The sequence below is a fragment of the Brevibacterium sp. CCUG 69071 genome (assembly GCF_021023135.1).
Taxonomy (GTDB): Bacteria; Actinomycetota; Actinomycetes; order Actinomycetales; family Brevibacteriaceae; genus Brevibacterium.
The window spans coordinates 552,345-569,963 of sequence record NZ_PGFV01000002.1 but is presented as its reverse complement, the minus strand read 5'-3'; the positions used below and the strand labels follow the sequence as shown (position 1 = coordinate 569,963).

At 60.8% G+C, this 17,619-nt stretch carries 13 protein-coding genes; 6 read left to right on the top strand and 7 right to left on the bottom strand.

What is annotated here, in order from left to right:
* Nucleotides 1-9: 9 nt before the first annotated feature.
* A complete protein-coding gene (locus CV023_RS07775; protein ID WP_230744900.1) occupies nucleotides 10-177 on the top strand; it encodes a hypothetical protein in 168 nt (55 codons plus the stop codon).
* A gap of 536 nt (nucleotides 178-713) precedes the next feature.
* Complete coding sequence (locus tag CV023_RS07770) at nucleotides 714-1,001, top strand: hypothetical protein (RefSeq protein WP_230744899.1); 288 nt, start codon at nucleotides 714-716, stop codon at nucleotides 999-1,001.
* 166 nt (nucleotides 1,002-1,167) lie between these two features.
* Here CV023_RS07770 and CV023_RS07765 read toward each other — a convergent pair whose 3' ends face one another.
* The gene (locus CV023_RS07765) at nucleotides 1,168-3,522 is read right to left on the bottom strand and encodes an FdhF/YdeP family oxidoreductase (protein ID WP_230744898.1); all 2,355 of its coding nucleotides are present in this window, start codon (nucleotides 3,520-3,522) and stop codon (nucleotides 1,168-1,170) included.
* 642 nt (nucleotides 3,523-4,164) lie between these two features.
* Here CV023_RS07765 and CV023_RS07760 point away from each other — a divergent pair.
* Nucleotides 4,165-4,974 carry a hypothetical protein gene (locus tag CV023_RS07760; protein ID WP_230744897.1) on the top strand — a complete coding sequence of 270 codons (810 nt, stop codon included), beginning with the start codon at nucleotides 4,165-4,167 and terminating at the stop codon, nucleotides 4,972-4,974.
* A 625-nt stretch (nucleotides 4,975-5,599) separates the two neighbouring features.
* On the opposite strand, the gene CV023_RS07755 is transcribed toward CV023_RS07760, so the two are convergent.
* The 3 genes from CV023_RS07755 to CV023_RS07745 all read right to left on the bottom strand — a co-directional run bounded on the left by CV023_RS07755 (nucleotide 5,600) and on the right by CV023_RS07745 (nucleotide 11,796).
* A complete protein-coding gene (locus CV023_RS07755) occupies nucleotides 5,600-8,683 on the bottom strand; it encodes a DEAD/DEAH box helicase (protein ID WP_230744896.1) in 3,084 nt (1,027 codons plus the stop codon).
* Between the two features lie 471 nt (nucleotides 8,684-9,154).
* Nucleotides 9,155-10,090 (bottom strand): hypothetical protein, encoded by a 936-nt coding sequence (locus tag CV023_RS07750; RefSeq protein WP_230744895.1) that lies wholly within the window; start codon nucleotides 10,088-10,090, stop codon nucleotides 9,155-9,157.
* Complete coding sequence (locus CV023_RS07745; protein ID WP_230744894.1) at nucleotides 10,087-11,796, bottom strand: LA2681 family HEPN domain-containing protein; 1,710 nt, start codon at nucleotides 11,794-11,796, stop codon at nucleotides 10,087-10,089. The genes CV023_RS07750 and CV023_RS07745 overlap by 4 nt, the downstream gene beginning before the upstream one ends.
* Nucleotides 11,797-12,370: 574 nt before the next feature.
* On the opposite strand from CV023_RS07745, the gene CV023_RS07740 reads away from it, so the two are divergent.
* Entirely contained in the window at nucleotides 12,371-13,036 is a 666-nt protein-coding gene (locus CV023_RS07740) for a transposase (protein WP_269067265.1), read from the top strand.
* A gap of 87 nt (nucleotides 13,037-13,123) precedes the next feature.
* Here the strand turns inward: CV023_RS07740 and CV023_RS07735 are convergent, their stop codons facing one another.
* On the bottom strand, nucleotides 13,124-13,537 hold the full coding sequence (locus CV023_RS07735; RefSeq protein WP_230744893.1) for a hypothetical protein: 414 nt from the start codon (nucleotides 13,535-13,537) through the stop codon (nucleotides 13,124-13,126).
* Nucleotides 13,538-14,256: 719 nt separating this feature from the next.
* Between CV023_RS07735 and CV023_RS07730 the strand changes: the two genes are divergently transcribed.
* Together CV023_RS07730 and CV023_RS07725 are read left to right on the top strand one after the other, a co-directional pair.
* Complete coding sequence (locus CV023_RS07730) at nucleotides 14,257-14,565, top strand: helix-turn-helix domain-containing protein (protein ID WP_230744892.1); 309 nt, start codon at nucleotides 14,257-14,259, stop codon at nucleotides 14,563-14,565.
* A 239-nt stretch (nucleotides 14,566-14,804) separates the two neighbouring features.
* On the top strand, nucleotides 14,805-16,511 hold the full coding sequence (locus tag CV023_RS07725) for an ATP-dependent nuclease (protein ID WP_230744891.1): 1,707 nt from the start codon (nucleotides 14,805-14,807) through the stop codon (nucleotides 16,509-16,511).
* Nucleotides 16,512-16,864: 353 nt separating this feature from the next.
* Here CV023_RS07725 and CV023_RS18990 read toward each other — a convergent pair whose 3' ends face one another.
* Entirely contained in the window at nucleotides 16,865-17,248 is a 384-nt protein-coding gene (locus CV023_RS18990) for a hypothetical protein (protein WP_330166654.1), read from the bottom strand.
* 11 nt (nucleotides 17,249-17,259) lie between these two features.
* The gene (locus CV023_RS18985) at nucleotides 17,260-17,433 is read right to left on the bottom strand and encodes a hypothetical protein (protein WP_330166653.1); all 174 of its coding nucleotides are present in this window, start codon (nucleotides 17,431-17,433) and stop codon (nucleotides 17,260-17,262) included.
* Nucleotides 17,434-17,619 lie beyond the last annotated feature (186 nt).

The window sequence follows — 17,619 nt, the reverse complement described above, 5'->3', positions numbered from 1 at the left end:
GAGGGAACGATGACTCAGTTCCCACTGTGGGTTCAGCGTGCCGTCGAGCATGCCGGACTAATCGAACCGAAGATCAGCACCCGCGCGGATGGAGAGATCGCGATCAGCGACTCCACCGGCCGCACCGTGCTGTTCACCGGCTCCGCGCTGCGTGAGATCACGCCGCTGGCAGCCTGAACGTGTGACGGTGCCGTCGCCTTCGGCGTGAGCACCGTCTGACGTCGGCGGCCCGAGTGCCGCCGCCTGTCCGGTCTCCTATCCTGCTGCTGGGTTTCAAGCAGCGGATGAACCGCGACAGATGAACTTCTGCCCGACATTCCGCAGGTCGCTCCTGCTGGGATGTCGGGCTTTGTCATGTCCAGACGGTGTCATAGTCGGTCGAAGTCATTGCCTGTCGGCTCTGACCGGCCGGAGGCCCGTTGGAGCCCAGCCGGAGCCCTGCCGCGGCTCAGCCGGAGCCCTGCCGAGGAGATACGACTAGACGAACGCGACGACTTCGCTGACCAAATCGGCGACACCCGAAATGGGGCCGCGGAAGGTTTGGCGGACTCCGCGATTCATACTGACGTGCGATGTGCTCAGCGACGTGGACCAGTAGGCTGAAAATGATGTCATCGAAGGGACTATAGCCCGCGCGCAGTGACCCTTGGACCTGTCGAACGAAACGGATTGATTTGAGAACGGACGAAACTGTTCATTCCGAGGCATCGTACGTGGACGACTCGCCAACGTACAGAGTCAACTTCTGGGAGCGGTACGGGAACGAATCATGGAGCCTTGAAGCGTTCGTACTTTCAGATGCTGAGGATGTCCGCGAGGTCCTCGAGTGGGCATTGGAACACGCGAATGGGCGCCGCATAGAACTGTTCGTCGAGATCGAGGTCGAACCGTTCACGTCGTTCAGCGCACCGAGGAAGACTGATCTGCTTCGCTTGTACGGATCCGACCCAACCGAAGGCGATACTTCCTTCACGTTTATTACCGAGCCGTTGGATGACTAGCACCGCCTCATCTCGCTGACAGCACGATCTGCCGTTCGTTTCTTCCGCACTGCACGATACAGATGATGCTGCACATGGCCGTCGACGATCATCTGATTTCCAGTGATACTTGCGAGGGCTGTCGAGAACCTGTCGGCGCTGCCGCATCTACAGCGGAAATACGCGACTAGACGAACGCGTCGACTTCGCTGACCACCTCGGCGGGTTCATCGTCGTCCATCCGAGGTTCGAAACGGACCATGACGGCCTTGAACCCCGGAGTGTTCGACTCGCGGGCGACGAGGTCACGGTGGACCAGAGCGTTCGCTTCCGGATAGTAGGCAGCCACACAGCCCCTGGCCGTCGGGTAGGCCACCATACGGAACTTCTCGGCCCGCCGCTCTTCGCCATTGAACACGGAGACGACGTCGACGAGTTCACCGTCCTCGACACCGGCCGGCCCGAGATCCTCAGGGTTGATGAGGATCACCCGGCGGCCGCCGGAGATGCCGCGGTAACGGTCGTCGAGTCCGTAGAACGTCGTGTTGTACTGATCGTGCGAGCGCATCGTCTGCAGCACCAGATGCCCCTCGGGCGGGTGCAAGTATTCCAGCGGCCTGGTGGAGAACTGGGCCCGCCCCTCGGCGGTGGCGAATGACCGCTGATCGCGAGGCGGATTCGGCAGGACGAAGCCGTACTTGTCCCGCACCCGCGTGTTGAAGTCCTCTGTACCGGGAATGACTCGGGAGGCGTGGTCGCGGATGACGTCATAGTCCTCGGCCATGGCCTTCCAGTCGACGGGGTGTTCGGGGCCGAGCACCGCCTCGGCGATGCGGGCCAGCAGCACGGGTTCGGCGAGCAGGTGATCCGAGACCGGTTCGAGTCGTCCCTGTGTGCGGCTGACCACCGACATGGAGTTCTCGACGCTGAGGAACTGGGTTCCGCCCGGGTGTTTGTCGTCGCGGTCGGTCCGGCCGAGCGTCGGCAGGATGATCGAGGTCTTCCCGTGGACGACGTGGGAGCGGTTGGGCTTCGTTGAGATGTGCACCGTGAGGCCGGTCTTCTTCAGCCCCTCCTCCATGGTGGCGGTGTCGGAGTTCGCCATCGCGAGGTTTCCGCCGAGGGAGACGAACACGTCGACCTCACCGCGGGCCATGGCATGCATCGCCTCGGTTGAGTCGTAGCCGTGTTCGCGCGGTGCGCTGATGCCGAATTCGGTTTCGAGTCGCTGCAGGAAGTCTTCCTTCGGCTTCTCCCAGATCCCGAAGGTCCGGTCGCCCTGGACATTGGAATGTCCGCGCACGGGGCAGGCTCCGGCCCCGGGTTTGCCGAAGTTGCCCTGCAGGAGGAGCAGGTTGACGATCTCCTTGATCGTGTCGACGGAGTGGGGCTGCTGGGTGATGCCGAGGGCCCAGCAGAAGATGGTCGCCTTCGACGCCGCAAGCAGGTCGGCGATGTGTTCGATCTCTGTGCGTTCGAGGCCGGTGGCGAGTTCGATCTCGGCCCAGTTGAGGTCCTTGCGAGCGTCCGCGTAGTCGGCGAAGCCATCGGTGGAGGATTCGATGAACTCGCGGTCGACGATGGTCCCGGGAGCTTCTGCTTCCTTCTTCAGAAGCAGGTGGCCGAGGGCTTGGAACAGTGCCTGGTCTCCGCCCACGCGGATCTGCAGGAACTCGTCGCTGGTGCGCTCTCCGTCGGCGAGCAGGCCCTTGGGAGTCTGCGGATCCTTGAACCGGAGCAGGCCGGCTTCGGGAAGCGGATTGACCGCGACCACTTTGCCGCCGTTGCGACGACATTCGGCGAGGGTGCCGAGCATGCGCGGATGGTTCGTCCCCGGATTCTGACCGACCACGAAGATGAGCTCGGCCTTCTCGAGGTCTTCGAGTGAGACGGTGCCTTTGCCGATGCCGATCGTCGGCGACAGTGCGGTACCGGAGGATTCGTGGCACATGTTCGAGCAGTCGGGAAGGTTGTTCGTGCCGATGCTGCGCGCGAGAAGCTGGTACAGAAACGCCGTCTCGTTCGGAGTCCTGCCCGAGGTGTAGAAGACCGATCGGTTCGGGTCGGTGGCCCGAATGTGCTCTCCGATGATGTCGAAGGCCTCGGACCACGCGATAGGCGAATAATGGGTGTCACCGTCGCGGATGATCATCGGATGGGTGATCCGGCCGGATTGGCCGAGCCAGTACTCGGTCTTCTGCTCGAGTTCGGCGATGGGATGCTGTTCCCACCAGCCGGGGGTGGCCACGCGGGTGGTGTTCTCCTCGGCGAGAGCCTTGGCACCGTTCTCGCAGAATTCGATCTTCTTCCGGTCCCCGGTGATCGATTCCGGCCAGGCGCAGCCGGGGCAGTCGACTCCGTCCGGCTGGTTGACGCGGAACATCGAGCGCACGGTGCGGCTGGCTCCGCCCTGTTTGAGGCCGCGTTCGAAGGCGACTTCAACGGCTTTGAGCCCCGCTGCCGCTGTCTTCGGTTTGCTGACGACGAGATCATCCTCGTCGATGTCGTCGAATTCGACCTTGCGGCCGCGCACCTGTGCCATTGCCAATCACCTCTGACCGGAGAACTGAGCTGTTGAACAATCCTATCCGAAGTCGGCGATGGCGGAAATGGTGGATCCAGGGTGCGGACACCATCTCATCTGCGGGGATGGCTATGAATGCGACGGCTATGACGGGCAAATAGGCTGTGTCGAACGTTCCGCACGCTCGGGACCGGCCGTGTGAGACAAAGAGCCCGCGTAAACACTGATGTTCACGCGGGCTCACTATGTTGTCACTTGGGAGGATGCTTCAGAAGTCCCAGTACTCGTCAGGTTCCCCGGAATCTTGCGGTTTTTCGGTGGCTAGGTCGGACTCGTGCCCTCTACGTGCCACTCCCCTGCTTCGAACACAGTCGGACGACAGCAGCGAGGCCGCACGCATCGGATTCCAAGCGGAACCGATGACACCAGTTTATGAGGCAAGCGGTCACAGCGGAAGCACTTGAGCCTACGACGCTTTGGAGGATCTTGGCATTTTCCGGTCTCCGCTGATCGTCTCGGGAACTCGCGGATTCCCTTGTGTTTGCAGGGAACCAGGCGGTTCGCCTGGTTCGAATGTGACCGGTTGGTGCGAGTCCGTGGCCGGTAATTTAGATGAGCTACCCGACGGACCAACGGTCCTTCCGCCAATACCCTCACATCATGCCTTTCAGTCTGGACCCGAATGACATCGCCGCCGTTCGCACGCATCTTGGGGCCCGGTTTGACCAGCTTCGCAACACGATGCTTGACCTCGGCTCGTTCCCCGCCTTCTTGTTCTCCGACGACCGTCCTCGTCTCATACAATCACGGGAAGCAGCCTTCCAGCTGCTCGATCAATGGGTAACAGCAGAGCCGAAGGCGACCAGCGGGATTCACGCGCGACTTCCCGACCTCGTGCAGCGCCGCTCACTATCTGAGTCGCTGCTAGGAGCAGTCACACGGTCGGACTACGCCGATCCACTAATCGATCTCTTCAACTATCCGGCCGTCGACTTCCGCGTATTCGCAGCGGCTCCCGATCTGATCGCCCTCCTGGGCAAGAGCGGTCTCATCACCGTGACAGGGCTCGATGCGCGTCCATGGGGCCTTCACACAGGCGACCACGCGTTCCACTATCACCAGCCCCTTCGGCGAGGCTACGGATCGGGTATTCATTACGGTCTTATCGGGGCCATCCTGCGAATGGCAGAGAAGTATCAGCTGACAGCACGGTTCGCACTCGATGAACGTCGCCTCCAGTTCGAAGAAGGGTACCGCGAGGTCCACGAAGCCGACCACTGGTGTGGGCCTCCACTTGCCGAGGCCGACCTCGACCACTTGGCGGTTGTCGGCGAGACATTCCACAGCGATCCTGACAGCGGCACATCCCTGCTCAGTCCGCACGCTGGGCTTTCGGTTCGGTGGACCACCGATGGTGCTCAAGACCGTAGAGATCGAAGAGTTCATGCCACTGCCAAAGTTCGGAACTGAGTGGGTGTTCGCTCGATATCTCCATGCCATCCGTGACACTACTAAGGGCGAATTCATTCACTGCGACGGGGCCGTCAAGGCATACGCCGGTGACAGATATCCCCGGGCCCAGCACGACTTCAGGAACCGCGGTAAGGGCGATCGCTACAGGAAGCTCTTCCGGATCGACGGGAACTTCCCTGCCGTCGTCTGGTCCAACCTCGCTTGCTCATGGTTTCGTGGGAATCGCCTCATCAACGAATACCTTGGCAATGCCTCTGAGTGACCGGGTCGGGGGCACCGACCAAAACGAGGTCCTGGCCAGACGTCGTCTCGCTACCTCTGAGCCTCCACCGCAGCACGTGCGCTGCGATGACCGGATAGGAACTCACCTGTTAGCAGCTTCCGGAGCCTTTGATTTTCCGAGAGTTCTCGCTCGGGCTGCATCCCCACAAGGTCGACGACAGCGCCCAGACGTTTCGGAAGCGCCGGTGTTCAACTATCAGATTGGGCGACAGCGTAGAGTACATGCCGGACTCAGGTCTGGAAGACGACCCGGTTGCTCGCTCGCTGTCTAGTAAAGGGGGATGCCAGGTAAAATTTCGAGCGCCAGCGGCGGACTAAGCACGGGACCTGATCCAGCAGCTCATCTAATCTCGCGAAGCGTGGCCACGGCGCCGTCTGATTCGGCACGGTAGTTCAAACCGCTAAGCCCCAGGAGCACGACGTCGGCGTGTGACTCTGCTGCGATCGTCCCAACCCGGAAGGAATCCGGCCCTAAACTCCACACCTCGATTGGCTCGGCAGACAGTCGAATACGCAATTCCACCGGCACCAGGCCAGTAGCAGCCGGTGGCGTAATCGGTTCGTATAGCTTGATAGTGGCGGTCTCGGCTTCGAGGAGTTGCCGAAGCGGGCTAGTGACGTTGGAGCGGCAGAAATCGACAAGATCTTCAATCTCGCGACGTGACGCGGCGAGTTCCGCCTTCCAACCGTTGATGTGGAGACCGCGGAGCCAATCGCGCGTCTGCGACCAGGTCAAATCCAGTTCAGAGGCGCGTTGGCCGATCGTATTTGCAATGCGCCGTGAGCGGATCCCGCTAGTGAGAAGATTGAGAGCAATCGTTGTATCCACACCGTAGCGAATGAAGTAGGCGAGGTCGTCGGGGAGCGCGTCTACGCCACCTTCGTTGAGGAGGTGCTCGTTGGCTTGGGCTACAACGACGCCGACGGTCCAGCTAAGGAAGTGTTCAAACGCGCCGCTGATAGCGTCAACGGTCTGTTCTAGGCGCCATGATGCGTCGGTCACCGATGGCAGCATATATGCAGCCAATTCGGGCATGTTGAGGCCAGATAGCCATCCTTCGAGAGCCCCTGCTACCGAGACATCGATGGTAGTTCTCGCACCCACTGTGGGCTTGAACTTCCAAACCCCCTGTCCTTCGGGCAGGTCAAGCAATTCTGCCAGAGCTCCGGATCGATCTAGTGCGTGGAGCGCCTCTGAAGGAGTTAGCTCGCGTGCGACAGGTCCGGGTCTCCCATCGTTGTCGAGGTCGCCATACAGGGCTCTGGAAGTGGTCGCGACTTTGATTGCAATTTCTTCAATTCGGCGAGCGCTGGAGAGCGCCGTCCCGGTCAGCGCCCACCGGAGTCGACGTTCGGGCGCTGTTACCTCGTACTGCGTGCGAACGTACTCCGCAACAGCCTTCCAGCGAGACGCGATCTCAGGTGGAAGTTGAGTAAAAGCGAGAAGCCCATTTATAGAAGTGGAAAGGTCGGTGACCGAGCCGAGTTCGTTCAGGCGTTCTTGTGCGGATAACACAAACCAGACGTATGCGGCGAAGTCTGCGGCCTCACCGGAATCGACCACGAAGAGCGCATCAGCCGTTTCGGCGATCAATGCCTCGAACTCAACCAGATGGAGTAGGGCGGGATCCGAGTTGAGTGTGGAGACAATTTCGAGGTCACTGTCAGCGGGCTGGAGATCTTCGAAATCGTCGGCCCGCGGTCGGTGTTTGAGGCCGAGAATGATCCATCCTTCGGTCTCCTTGCCAGCGCGACCAGCGCGACCAACCGCGTTCAGAAGGCGTGGTCCGTCAAGCTGCTGACCTGGGTCTTGCCCCTCGTATCTGGTTTCGCAGATTACGACCGTGCGGACGGGGAGGTTCACGCCGTCGGTGAGGGTTGAGGTGGCGAACATTGCGCGTAAGGATTCTGCTCGCATGGCTTGTTCGAGTTCGTCGAGGACATCAACGGGCAGTCCTGCGTGGTGGTAAGCGACTCCATGCCGAACGCAACCGATCAGGGGATGCTCGACTCCGAGACGTTCTTCTAGGAACTCACAGAGGTCGCTCGTACTCTCGGTTACTGGGAGCCGTTCTGCAAGTTCTTGGGCCGCGTTTCTGGCGTAGAGACGTTGCGACAGGATCATGAGTAGGCTGCCAGCATCGAGGAACTCGCGTGCTGTTCGTGCGCACATCTTGTAGAAGGCGTCGCTGTCCTCGACATCGGGTTTTCCAACCCCTGCTGGTCGTACCTTGCGTTCGAGGTATCCGATGGGGTTGTCGACACTAGTGACGAGGCGCCGTGTGATGCCTTCGGCTGGTCTCACACGAATGTCAGCAGTGATTGGGAAGCGTTCGATGTGCGTGAACGTAGAAGACTTAGCGCGAAGCTGAACTCCGGCACTGCTCTCAACTTTGGAGTACAGAAGCGCGTGGAGACGCCTTGGGCCTCGCCATCCTGATTCAAAGAGTGTTGCTTCGTCTGATGGGTCGAGCCAAGATGCGATCTGATGCGCGTTTCCCATCACACCCGAGAGCAGGATGACCCGCGCATCGGTTGCTGTAACTGCGGAGAGGACTGTTTCAAGGAGAAAGCCGCGTCCTGGCTGCGCTAGAAGATGCGCCTCATCGATCACAAACATCGTGTAGCGGTCGAGAACTGACGCAGGATCATGTCGGAGAAGATGACTTAGACGTTCGGGAGTCATGATCTCCACCGAGTTCTCACTCGAGTCGCCGATGAGGTCAAGCAATTCCTCTATTGTGACGTCACCGAAGTCGGGAAAGTCTGCACCCAAGCCCTTCTGGATTATGCGCATTCGCCCCGTCAGCGCTTGGCGCATTTCTCGCCCAAGACTACGCAAGGGTGTGACATAGCAGACATTTCCTGGCTGAGTTACAAGGTGGTGGCAGATCAGCAGCTGAGCGATGAGAGTCTTACCAGCGCTGGTTGGTACTGATAGGAGCAGGCGCCGAGTTCCTGGATCTAGAGGGTTCGACGCCTCGCGAGCTAGTAGGTCTCTCTGCGGCGGCCACAGGGTCAAAACGGGTGGCGTGCCGACGGTAAACGCCTGAGCAACGATGGGCGGCGTGCCGTCTGGCAGCACGCTCCAGACGCTCGACTTGTCCATGCCATCGGCGATATGCATGAGGTGGGTGGCAACCCACCCGGCGTCGTGGTCCCCCTGCCCAGCATCAAGGTTGAGGACGGACAGTAGTGCGCTCTGAGCTGCCTGCAGTCGCCCACGATCTCCGTACCGAAGATAAATTACGAGGTCACTTACGGCTTGGACCACTGCCTCAGCGGGCCCAAACATCGTGGATATGAGGGTGCCTTCCCCTAAAAGTGCACTCATAGACTCGATGTCCTCTTGCCAACGAGTGAGCAGCGCCTGGATACGCCGAACATCAAGGCCGAGGAACGCTATGCCTGCGCGCAGCGCCATAGTTGCTAGGTTCCCCGCTTGCTGGGCGGGAGAGCTCAGAGCATTGCTGGGGTTCTCGGTGTCAACTTGGGCGTCCTGAGTTGCGGAAGCATCGAGGAGTTCGTCAACGCGTCGCCATATGGCGGTGGCGTTCGGCTCGCGCTCTCCGCGGCGATACCCGACCTGGGCACCGAACGCCAGGGCGAGACGGTCGCGCACTGACCGGTCGGGTCCCCCCCAACGCGAGGTCAAAGATATGTGCCGATACTGCGAACGCTCGCTGTTGTCTAGACGCCGTATAGATGCCCTCCGCCTGCTCCGCAGACGCAATGCCGTGCAGGTACCACGCAGTTTGGAGAAGCGTTTCGTCAACATCAGTCGACTCGATGAAGGTACGCACCTCGACCTCGGCGATGAGTGCGGTGAGTTCTTCAACGGTTGGCAGGACCCCCGGAGCGTGCTGTCCGAGCGCTTCCGACAGAAATTCGCGGTTCAGAGCACGATCCACAGATACCCCCGGACATCCTTGGCAATCTCAGCCAAGTCTTCGACGGAGAGGAGCAGCCCTTCGAGTTGGCCAGGTCTATCGAATCCAGGAAATCGTTTCCCCATCGTGGTGAAGCACGTTGCCGGTGGCGCCGACGCGGTCGTAACGCCGACTCCAACTCCAGCTCGGTCGTGGCTCTCCAACCAGAAATCAACTAGCTGGCTACATAGCTCACCGACGGGGCCCGCAGTTGTTGAATGGATAGACACCTGCTGGGCGAGGTAGCGCATGGCCTTTTGGTCCAATTGGTTGTACGCGCTGGTGACCGTCGCAGAGACCGGTCCATTAGCGGTGTGCTTCTTCAACTCCCAGAGCCTGTAGTGGTGCTCATCGGTCGCGGTTTCGTGGAACACAATGAATCCGTCCGCGCCTGGTTCTGTGACGTTGAACTTAGGCGCTTCGAGCACGACAGGGGTTCTTGTAGGATCAACGGTTTGGGAGGCATGAAGGAACCACATCCACTCGGCGACATGACCGATAAGGTGATCCTCGCTCTTTCCGTGCGGAGGTAAGCCAAATACAGCGTCGACGAACGCTGCAACTCGCCTGTGCTCGTTGCCGGTTAGCTTGACTCCGCTCAGGGCAGCTGTACGCCAGGTCGTGTAGACATTGGAGCCTCCACCGCGTTGTTTCATTGCGGCATCTGCGATAATCCACGCGATGGCTGCTCTGTCAGCGATTGTTAGCCCCGCAGTGGTCCCGACCTGCCACGTGCACTTCTTTGCGGTCGGCGGAACTTGCAATGCGAGGGCGAAGAAGTTCGTGAGCTTCATGCCCTGGGCTGACGCCGCGCGTTCGGCGTCCTTAGGGCTGGCGGCGAGTAGGTGCGTTCCACCGGACGCTGACGTCGCGTTTGACTGAGCCGTCCCGACGCCGGTCACGCGTCCTCCCCCGAATCGACTGACTGGATCTGATCATAAGGTGTAGCTAGCGCAGGACCATCCTGCGGTTCCTGGCTTTCTTGATTGATGATTTGGTCGGCGGCGGGGTCGTGGAGGTAGTGAACGTCGGGGAACGGCAGGTAGTTGCCTTGGTGGTCGTCGGGGTGGTTCCACATCGCGACTAGGTCGATGAGGTAGAGGTATGCGGATCGGGTGACTTGCAGCGCGAGAATGGTTGATTCGACCAACTCCATCAGGTCGATCTTGCTGCGGGAATCCTGCGTTACGCCGGTGGTTGCCAGCAGGGCTGCATGGACGATCCTGTGGGTGCCTGCGTTGCGTAGTGCTTGCGACGTCGCGTACAAACCGTCCTTCGCCATGTCGTTGGCTAGTTCGGCCAGGGCGAGGTTCGGGAGGGAGCGTCCTGCTCCTTTCACCAGCGGTTCTCGAAGCTCTCCGGTCTTCTCAGTCCAGAAGTTTCGGAAGGAAACCTTGCTGGGAACGTCTCCGGCCTTGAAGTGTTCGTTAGCGACGACTGCGGTCTTATCCAGAACGTCGAGTGCTGAGCGCTGAGCAAGTAGGAGCTTGGAATATTGGATTCCGTAGAGGGAGTAGTCCAAGGTTTCGACGTAGGAGCCCGAGTCGTCGTCGGTCTGTGTCAGGTCGTCGGTGAGCTGGGAGATGGCTTCGAAGGCGAGACGCCGTGAGACCAGAAAATCCGACTTGAGTACGTTCATAGCCCCGAGAATCGGGGGACTCATCTCGTCGAGGGTTTCACCATAGAGAACCTCGATGGTCGCGCTATCCCAGCGCAGTTCATCTGTGCCCAGCCCTTCGACGGCCGGCGAGAGCGCAAGGCGGAGGTCAGCAACCCATTGCCGGTACTCGTAGTCTTCAGCTTCGGGGTCAAGGCCGTGGGCCAAGTGGCCTTGGCTCTCCGTGGGCGCGAGTAGATCCCACCGCTCAGCGACCTTGGTGTCAGCGAACTCCAGCGTGCCGTCTCGCAGGTGATGCGCGAGGGCGACGTACTTGTCGTAGACGGCCGCGATATGACCTGTCTGCCCGATGCCTGTGCCGATCCGCGTGTGGAGCAGTTGAGCGAGGTTCCCGGCTGCGTTGCCGTTGCGCGGATCAGCCTCCAACGCCCGGAGGTAGAAGTCGTACGCCTCCGCCCAGCGTCCCGCGTGATCAAGAACGTTACCAAGGTTGCAATACGCGGATGAACGCGTGTGACCGTCTGCCACCGAAGATAGACCGATCTGGAAGAACTCTCGTCTCACTTCCTTGAGATCCGCCTGATTCTTGAGACGAGAGACTATTAGATCCGGCTCCCAGTCGATTCGGCTCGTTCCAAATTTGATCTTGGGCAGGTCTTGGTCGCATAGCGAACTGGTGGCGTTGGCAATATTGTATCGGCATTGGTAGTGGAGAGGCTGATCCTCCGATGTCATGGCGAGAGCTTTCTCCGCGAGCAGCTTGCCGCTCTTGAGACTCTCAGCATCGTTCAGATGCGCTCCAGAATTGATCACGATCGAAGATGCCGTGAACAACAGGGCGGCTTTCGCTCCGTCAGGATGCGAGGACACGATGACTGCTCCGGCGATCTCCATCGCCCGCCCAGCACTGGATCGGCGTGCGTCCCCGGTTGAGTCCCCAAGTGCCATCAGTTCACCCATCCAAATAGCGAACTCCAGATGTGACTCCATAATCCAATACTACGGGCGCTACCGAGCCTCCTCTGGGAAGTGTTTGCCACAGAGCGCTAGAGACCAGGCATCCAGCGTGAGGACTGCCTCGTGGGTTGCGCTTGAAAAAGCCGCTCGTAGGACTTAGCAGCCGGATGGCCCGTCTTGACTTGAGCGGCATCGATGCGCTGCGCAGTGCAAGTCAGCGTCGAGCGGTGCCGACGTGATGATTCCATAGCGGTCGCGGTACGCGGCGACACCCCTCGTGCTCCGCCGCCATTTCATTGTTAACTGTTCGACAACTGTCGCCCGCCGAACGGGACGCCTGAACGTTGGCACCAGCGGTGTGTAGCTGTCATCTCGTGCCGCAGCAAAGAACGGACAGTACACCCGGACCCTGAAGCCTCATTGCGATACCTCCGGGAAAGGAACATCGTTGCCTCATAGGAAAATCTCCGGCATGGCAGGGTCGTTGCCTCATGTGAGGACCTCCGCGGGTTTACCTGTGTTCCCAGAACCGGTGGGGTGCGGGCTTGGCCCGGGTCGGGTTCTTCGCTACCGATAGTGCCTCGAGTCGACCGGTGAGGTCGAGGACCTGTCTCTCCAGGGTCGCTGGCTTGATCCGTTTGAACGCGGCATTCATCGTGATAGTTGGGCGTTTGCGCATGCGAGGCCTGACCGTGAGAGTGATCGACGCGCAGATCCACGTCACCACCGCGGCGGATCACGCATCGGAACATACCGGCTGATCACCACGCTTCTGGACCCCCGCGAAGCGCCCGCGATCGAGCTGGTCCGGCTCGACCACGAGCGCTGGGAGATCGAGACGGCTTACTGCGAGCTGAAGTCCACGATCCTAGGCGGCCGGGTGCTGCGAGGCCGCCGCCCCGCCGCCGTCGCCCAGGAAGTCTGGGTGCTTCTATGCGCCTACCAGATCCTGCGCACCGCGATCAGCGACACCGCCCTGGCCCGCCCGGACGTCGATCCTGACAGGATCTCGTTCACCACCGCGCTGCGGACCGCACGCGACGAGGTCATCCGCGCCGCCGACGCGATCGCCGACACCGCGATCGATCTGGTCGGACGTATCGGCACCGCCCGCCTGAACGAGGTCATGCCCGCACGCCGAGCCCGTACCCGGCAACGGGTCATCAAACGCGCGATCTCGAAATACCGCGCCAAAGGCCGAGACACCATCGACCGGCGCACCTATCCCTCGACACTCCGCACCAGAATCTTGACGCCCGACCCCGACGGTTAACCGAACGGCGTTGCAATTAAGATGCTTCCCACGACAGCGGCTGCGAGTCCATCGTCACTTCCCTGACGCAGCGGGCATACCTCGATATCAGGTGCCGGTGGTTGTGAACGTCTTCTCGTGGGTTTGTCCATTCTCGACCCACGTCGTGAAGACTCGTACGTCCACGTGCCCCGTCATGGGGACGCACGTCCAGCTGCGCTTAGATCCGTCGGTGAGGTCGCCGACAGTCACCCAGCCCTCTTTATCGGTCTCAGCGTCTAGGTGAACATGGCCGTCGTCGACCAGCTCGATCTTGAAACGGAGATCCTCGGCAGCCCCGTCACCTGAGTTCTTGATGACCAGGTCCCGAACGACGTGACGATACTTCACCTTCCCGTTCTTGTCAGTGCCCGACTGCTCGGTCTGGTGGTCGTGAGAGACGACCAGCTTGGCCCCAGCAGGTGCGGAGGGGGCGGGGATTGCATCGAATGCGTCAAGGCCGTATTCGAGGGCATCGCGCACTTGCCGTGCGACGTCGGCGGGTCGGAGTAGGTGCTGTATAGGCCGTTGAAGGCCTCCTTGAAGTCCCTAAGCACGGCAAGGTCGTTGGGATCTGTGTCATAGGGTATGTCAGCGGAGGAGAAGTAGACGTGGACAGGCTTGCCCAACTCGTGTGCGCGCTTGATTTCCTCGACGGTCCCGGAGACGTCGACCCCGGTCGGAGTGCCGAGCTTGGTGCCGAAAACGGCGACCACGACATCGGACTTGTCGACGCCCTGCCGGTTGATGATCGCTTGCGGACGATCGCCGTAGATCGGGGTCGCATGCAGCTCGTACAGCCACGGCGAGAGGATGAAGCCGCGGCCCTGAGCGTTACGGCCCGTTCCACCTGGAAGTGTCAGTCAGGATGGCTGTGCGTTCAGTTTGGGTGTCCCCGGGCGAGGCGACGAGGACCTGGACGACGGTGGCGTGAAACGGCATACGATCATGGTAGTGGGCCTGCTCGCCGCGTTTAGGTACTTCAGTAACCTTTGCTGGCCCCCTCGGCAGGCCGAATCGATGTTTGAGCGTCCCCTTGGGCGGACCTCCGTAGAAGCTTCTCAAACCCCCGGGAACCGCTCGGATCGCTAATCTCGCGCGTTCTACGGGGATCGTGGGCTCGACGTCCACGCCTGCGGGGCGGACGGATCGCTGATCAGCGGGGTCCAGTGCTCGCAAACTCGCGTCAGCCTCAAACCCGTTTGAGCGTCTCCAATCGGGCGGAACCGCTCGACGGGTATGCGTCGGGTGTACCCGTGCGGGAGCTAGCAGCACAGTTCAAGGTGCACCGCGGCACGGTGCGGCAGATAGCCCGGCAGGCGGGATTGGCCGCGCGCCGGCCGGACCTGCCAGACACGATCCGCCAAGACGCCGCCCGGCTCTACGCCGACGGCCTGCCCCTCGATCACGTCGCGACGCAGCTTGGCATCAGCATCGAGGCTGTTCGGTCGGCGGTGGTGGCGTGCGGTGGCACGATCCGTCCTGGCGGTCGCCGTAGCGTCCGCACCTGAGGAAAGGCGCGCGACCCTCACTTCGGCGTGCATGGCGTAAGTGCGTGGCCCGGCGAGCCGCCCGCCTGCCGAGGAAACACGCACCGTCGCGACGGGCTCTAGCTATAGTTAGAGCATGCTGGCCATCGCGCACTTCCCTTGAACTGTGGACGGGGCCGTCGGCAGCAACGAACGCCGCACAAGTACGAGCAGACGGCTTGTGCGGTTGATGCGCCGCGAGAATTTCTGAAAGAAGCGACATGCTAAAGGAGATGCAAATGGTGCGGGTGCGAGCCACGAACATCCGATTTAGTGATGACCGGGAAGTTGAGATCCCTGTCGAGGGCATGGTGTTGCTTGTCGGACCAAACAATGCCGGAAAGAGTCAGGTCCTCAAGGACCTCGCAGGGCTGGCGCGATTGTCCCAGTATGTTGGCCGCGCGATCTTGTCAGTCGTCTACGAGAAGAGTATCGATGGCGATATACAAGAATGGGTGTCCCGCAATGTTCCACAGATCAACCGGGAAGGTGTGAATCGTTTCCAGATCGAGAACTGGGGTGAAGTTACCAGTCAGGACATCGCGCGCCAGTGGAACCAGCAGGACCTGAACGTGTTAACACCACTGTTCATATTCCATGCGGATGGCACGTCGCGGCTCTCAGCCGGCGACTCACAACAGAGCTTGGACTTTTCTACGCAGATTCCGGCACATCCGGTCCAGCGCGCATACTTGGATTCTGACATTGAGGGCGAAATTGACCGGGAGAGCAGAGCGGCGTTCGGGCTCGGTGTCACGGTCGACCGCTACGGCGGCTCAGTAATCAGCCTGAGACTTGGAAACCGCCCGCTCTTCGAGCACGACGACGGCCGCCCAACGGACGCATACATTTCTGCACTCAAGGGGCTCCCGCGTCTTGAAGAACAGGGAGATGGCGTCCGTAGTTATCTGGGTCTGGTCCTGCATCTCGCTGCTGGCCGTCATCAAGTTCTTCTGATTGACGAGCCAGAGGCGTTTCTACACCCACCCCAAGCTCGCAGACTGGGGTCGGTTCTGGCTAGTAAGGCACAGTCGCAGCAGGCATTCATCGCAACACACAGCACCGATGTTGTTCAAGGCACTCTCGAAGACGGAGCCTCCGTCACCATCGTCAGAATAACGAGGGAGGGCAACGTAAATCACCCGGCAGTCCTCGATGATGCTGCGGTGAAGAAACTGTGGTCCGACCCCCTGCTCCGCTATTCCAACGTCCTCGATGGCCTATTTCATGATGCCGTAGTGCTTTGTGAGAGTGATGCTGACTGTCGCTATTATTCGGCAGTCCTTGACCATCTCCCGGAAGCTGACACCGAGCGAGCCGCCCAGCGAGAACCTCAGTTGTTGTTCACTCACTGCGGCGGAAAGGCTCGTATGTCTTCCGTGGTGGATGCTCTGCGTGCGGTCAGCGTGCCAGTAACCGTTGTTGCTGACTTCGACGTTCTACGCGACGCCACCGACGTCGAGAAGATTATTACGTCCTTGGGTGGCGATTATGAGAAGTATGAGGCCGACCTGCAACTGGTAGCCAAGGCGCTGACCTCCGACGAGAAGCCTCTGCGTAAACTGACTTTGAAAGACGAACTAGGCCGGAAGATCGACGCCCTCCCCAACGAAACCGTTAATCGCAAGGAAGCCGAGACTCTACGGGCAATCTTGAAAGCCGAGTCGGGCTGGGACAAGGCGAAGCGATCCGGTTTGCAGGCTGTGCCGCAAGGCGATGCTTATGAAGCATGTGAACGGTTGTTGGCAGGGTTGCGGAACGCGGGTCTCTGTGTGGTCCCCGTTGGGGAATTAGAGCGTTTCGCGCCAGGCGTGCCTGGACACGGCCCCTCGTGGGTCTCAACTGTCCTTGAGCAGAAACTTCACGAAGCACCGGGACGCGATGCCCTTGAGTTCGTGAAGGGCATTCGCGACTCGGCCGCGTTCTAGCGGCACGAGCCGCGTCGGCACTCGTCTGGAACCGGGCGCTAATTTCCCGCGTTCTACGGGGTTTTCGGGCTCGTCGGCCGCAGGCTCGGGGCTCGGATGACCGATGAGCGCGGTCCCGCGCGTGAGAATTCGCGGCAGCCTCACACCCGTTTGAGTGTCTCGCATCGTGCCGAGTTGCTCGTCGGGTACGCCGTTGGTGTGCCTGTGCGGGAGCTTGCGACGCGATTCAACGTACACCGCGGCACTATGCGGGAGATAGCTCGGCAGGCGTGCTTGGCAGCGCGCCGACCGGAGTTGCCGGATGCGATCCGACAGGACGCCGCCCAGCTCTACGCGGGTGGGATGACGCTCGCTCAGGTCGCCGCACGACTGGCAGTCAGCAACGAGGCCGTGCGGTTGGCGGTGATCGCGTGCGGTGGGACGATCCGTGCTGGCGGCTGCCGCCGAGTCGGTGCCTGAGTTCTCACACCCCACCGGACAGCTATCGTGTCCACCGCGGCACGCCGTTCGGCATCGGCTGCTTCGGAAGACAAGTTGGCGCGCTCGCGACGGGCGGTGACGGACTCGCGGACACAGTCGCGCATCAGGAGCACGGCACTGACCGGCCTAATCCAGAGCATCTTGAGCATGCTCCAGATCGCCCACAGCACTATGAGGTGGAGCCATCCGGGGGCGCCGTCCTCGACAAGTTCGATACAGACGTTCGCGATCAGCAGGTACGGGATCGCGAGCAGCATCGCGGGATACTTCACTTCAAGCCGCTTCGGTGCGTGCGGATCGCATCCAGCAGGATGTTGGTGGGCATGTAGCGCCGCAGGAAGTAGCGGGTGCGGACGCTGACCGTCCAAATCAGGCGGATCAGGCTCTTGTTCCTCTCCGTCGCACAGTGCATCTGGTGAGGCAGTGCGTTGGAGAGTGACACAAGGGTCTGCCACGAACGGCGCGTTACAGAGGAGAAATCCGCCTCGACACGAGTCGACGGGTGATCTCTGTCATCCGGAAGGAAGAGGACAGCCAGGGTCGCGCGCTCCCAGAACGCACGGCCGGGTCATCTGCCCTGCCCATGTGAGGCGTGGATCATGCCTCTACCCGTGGTTCGGCGAGGCGA

Bases quoted from the DNA above. Each gene is read 5' to 3' on its own strand.
- CV023_RS07775 (WP_230744900.1), top strand. From the start codon at position 10: ATGACTCAGTTCCCACTGTGGGTTCAGCGTGCCGTCGAGCATGCCGGA.
- CV023_RS07765 (WP_230744898.1), bottom strand. From the start codon at position 3,522: ATGGCACAGGTGCGCGGCCGCAAGGTCGAATTCGACGACATCGACGAG.
- CV023_RS07760 (WP_230744897.1), top strand. From the start codon at position 4,165: ATGCCTTTCAGTCTGGACCCGAATGACATCGCCGCCGTTCGCACGCAT.
- CV023_RS07755 (WP_230744896.1), bottom strand. From the start codon at position 8,683: ATGGCGCTGCGCGCAGGCATAGCGTTCCTCGGCCTTGATGTTCGGCGT.
- CV023_RS07745 (WP_230744894.1), bottom strand. From the start codon at position 11,796: ATGGAGTCACATCTGGAGTTCGCTATTTGGATGGGTGAACTGATGGCA.
- CV023_RS07725 (WP_230744891.1), top strand. From the start codon at position 14,805: ATGCTAAAGGAGATGCAAATGGTGCGGGTGCGAGCCACGAACATCCGA.
- CV023_RS18990 (WP_330166654.1), bottom strand. From the start codon at position 17,248: ATGCTGCTCGCGATCCCGTACCTGCTGATCGCGAACGTCTGTATCGAA.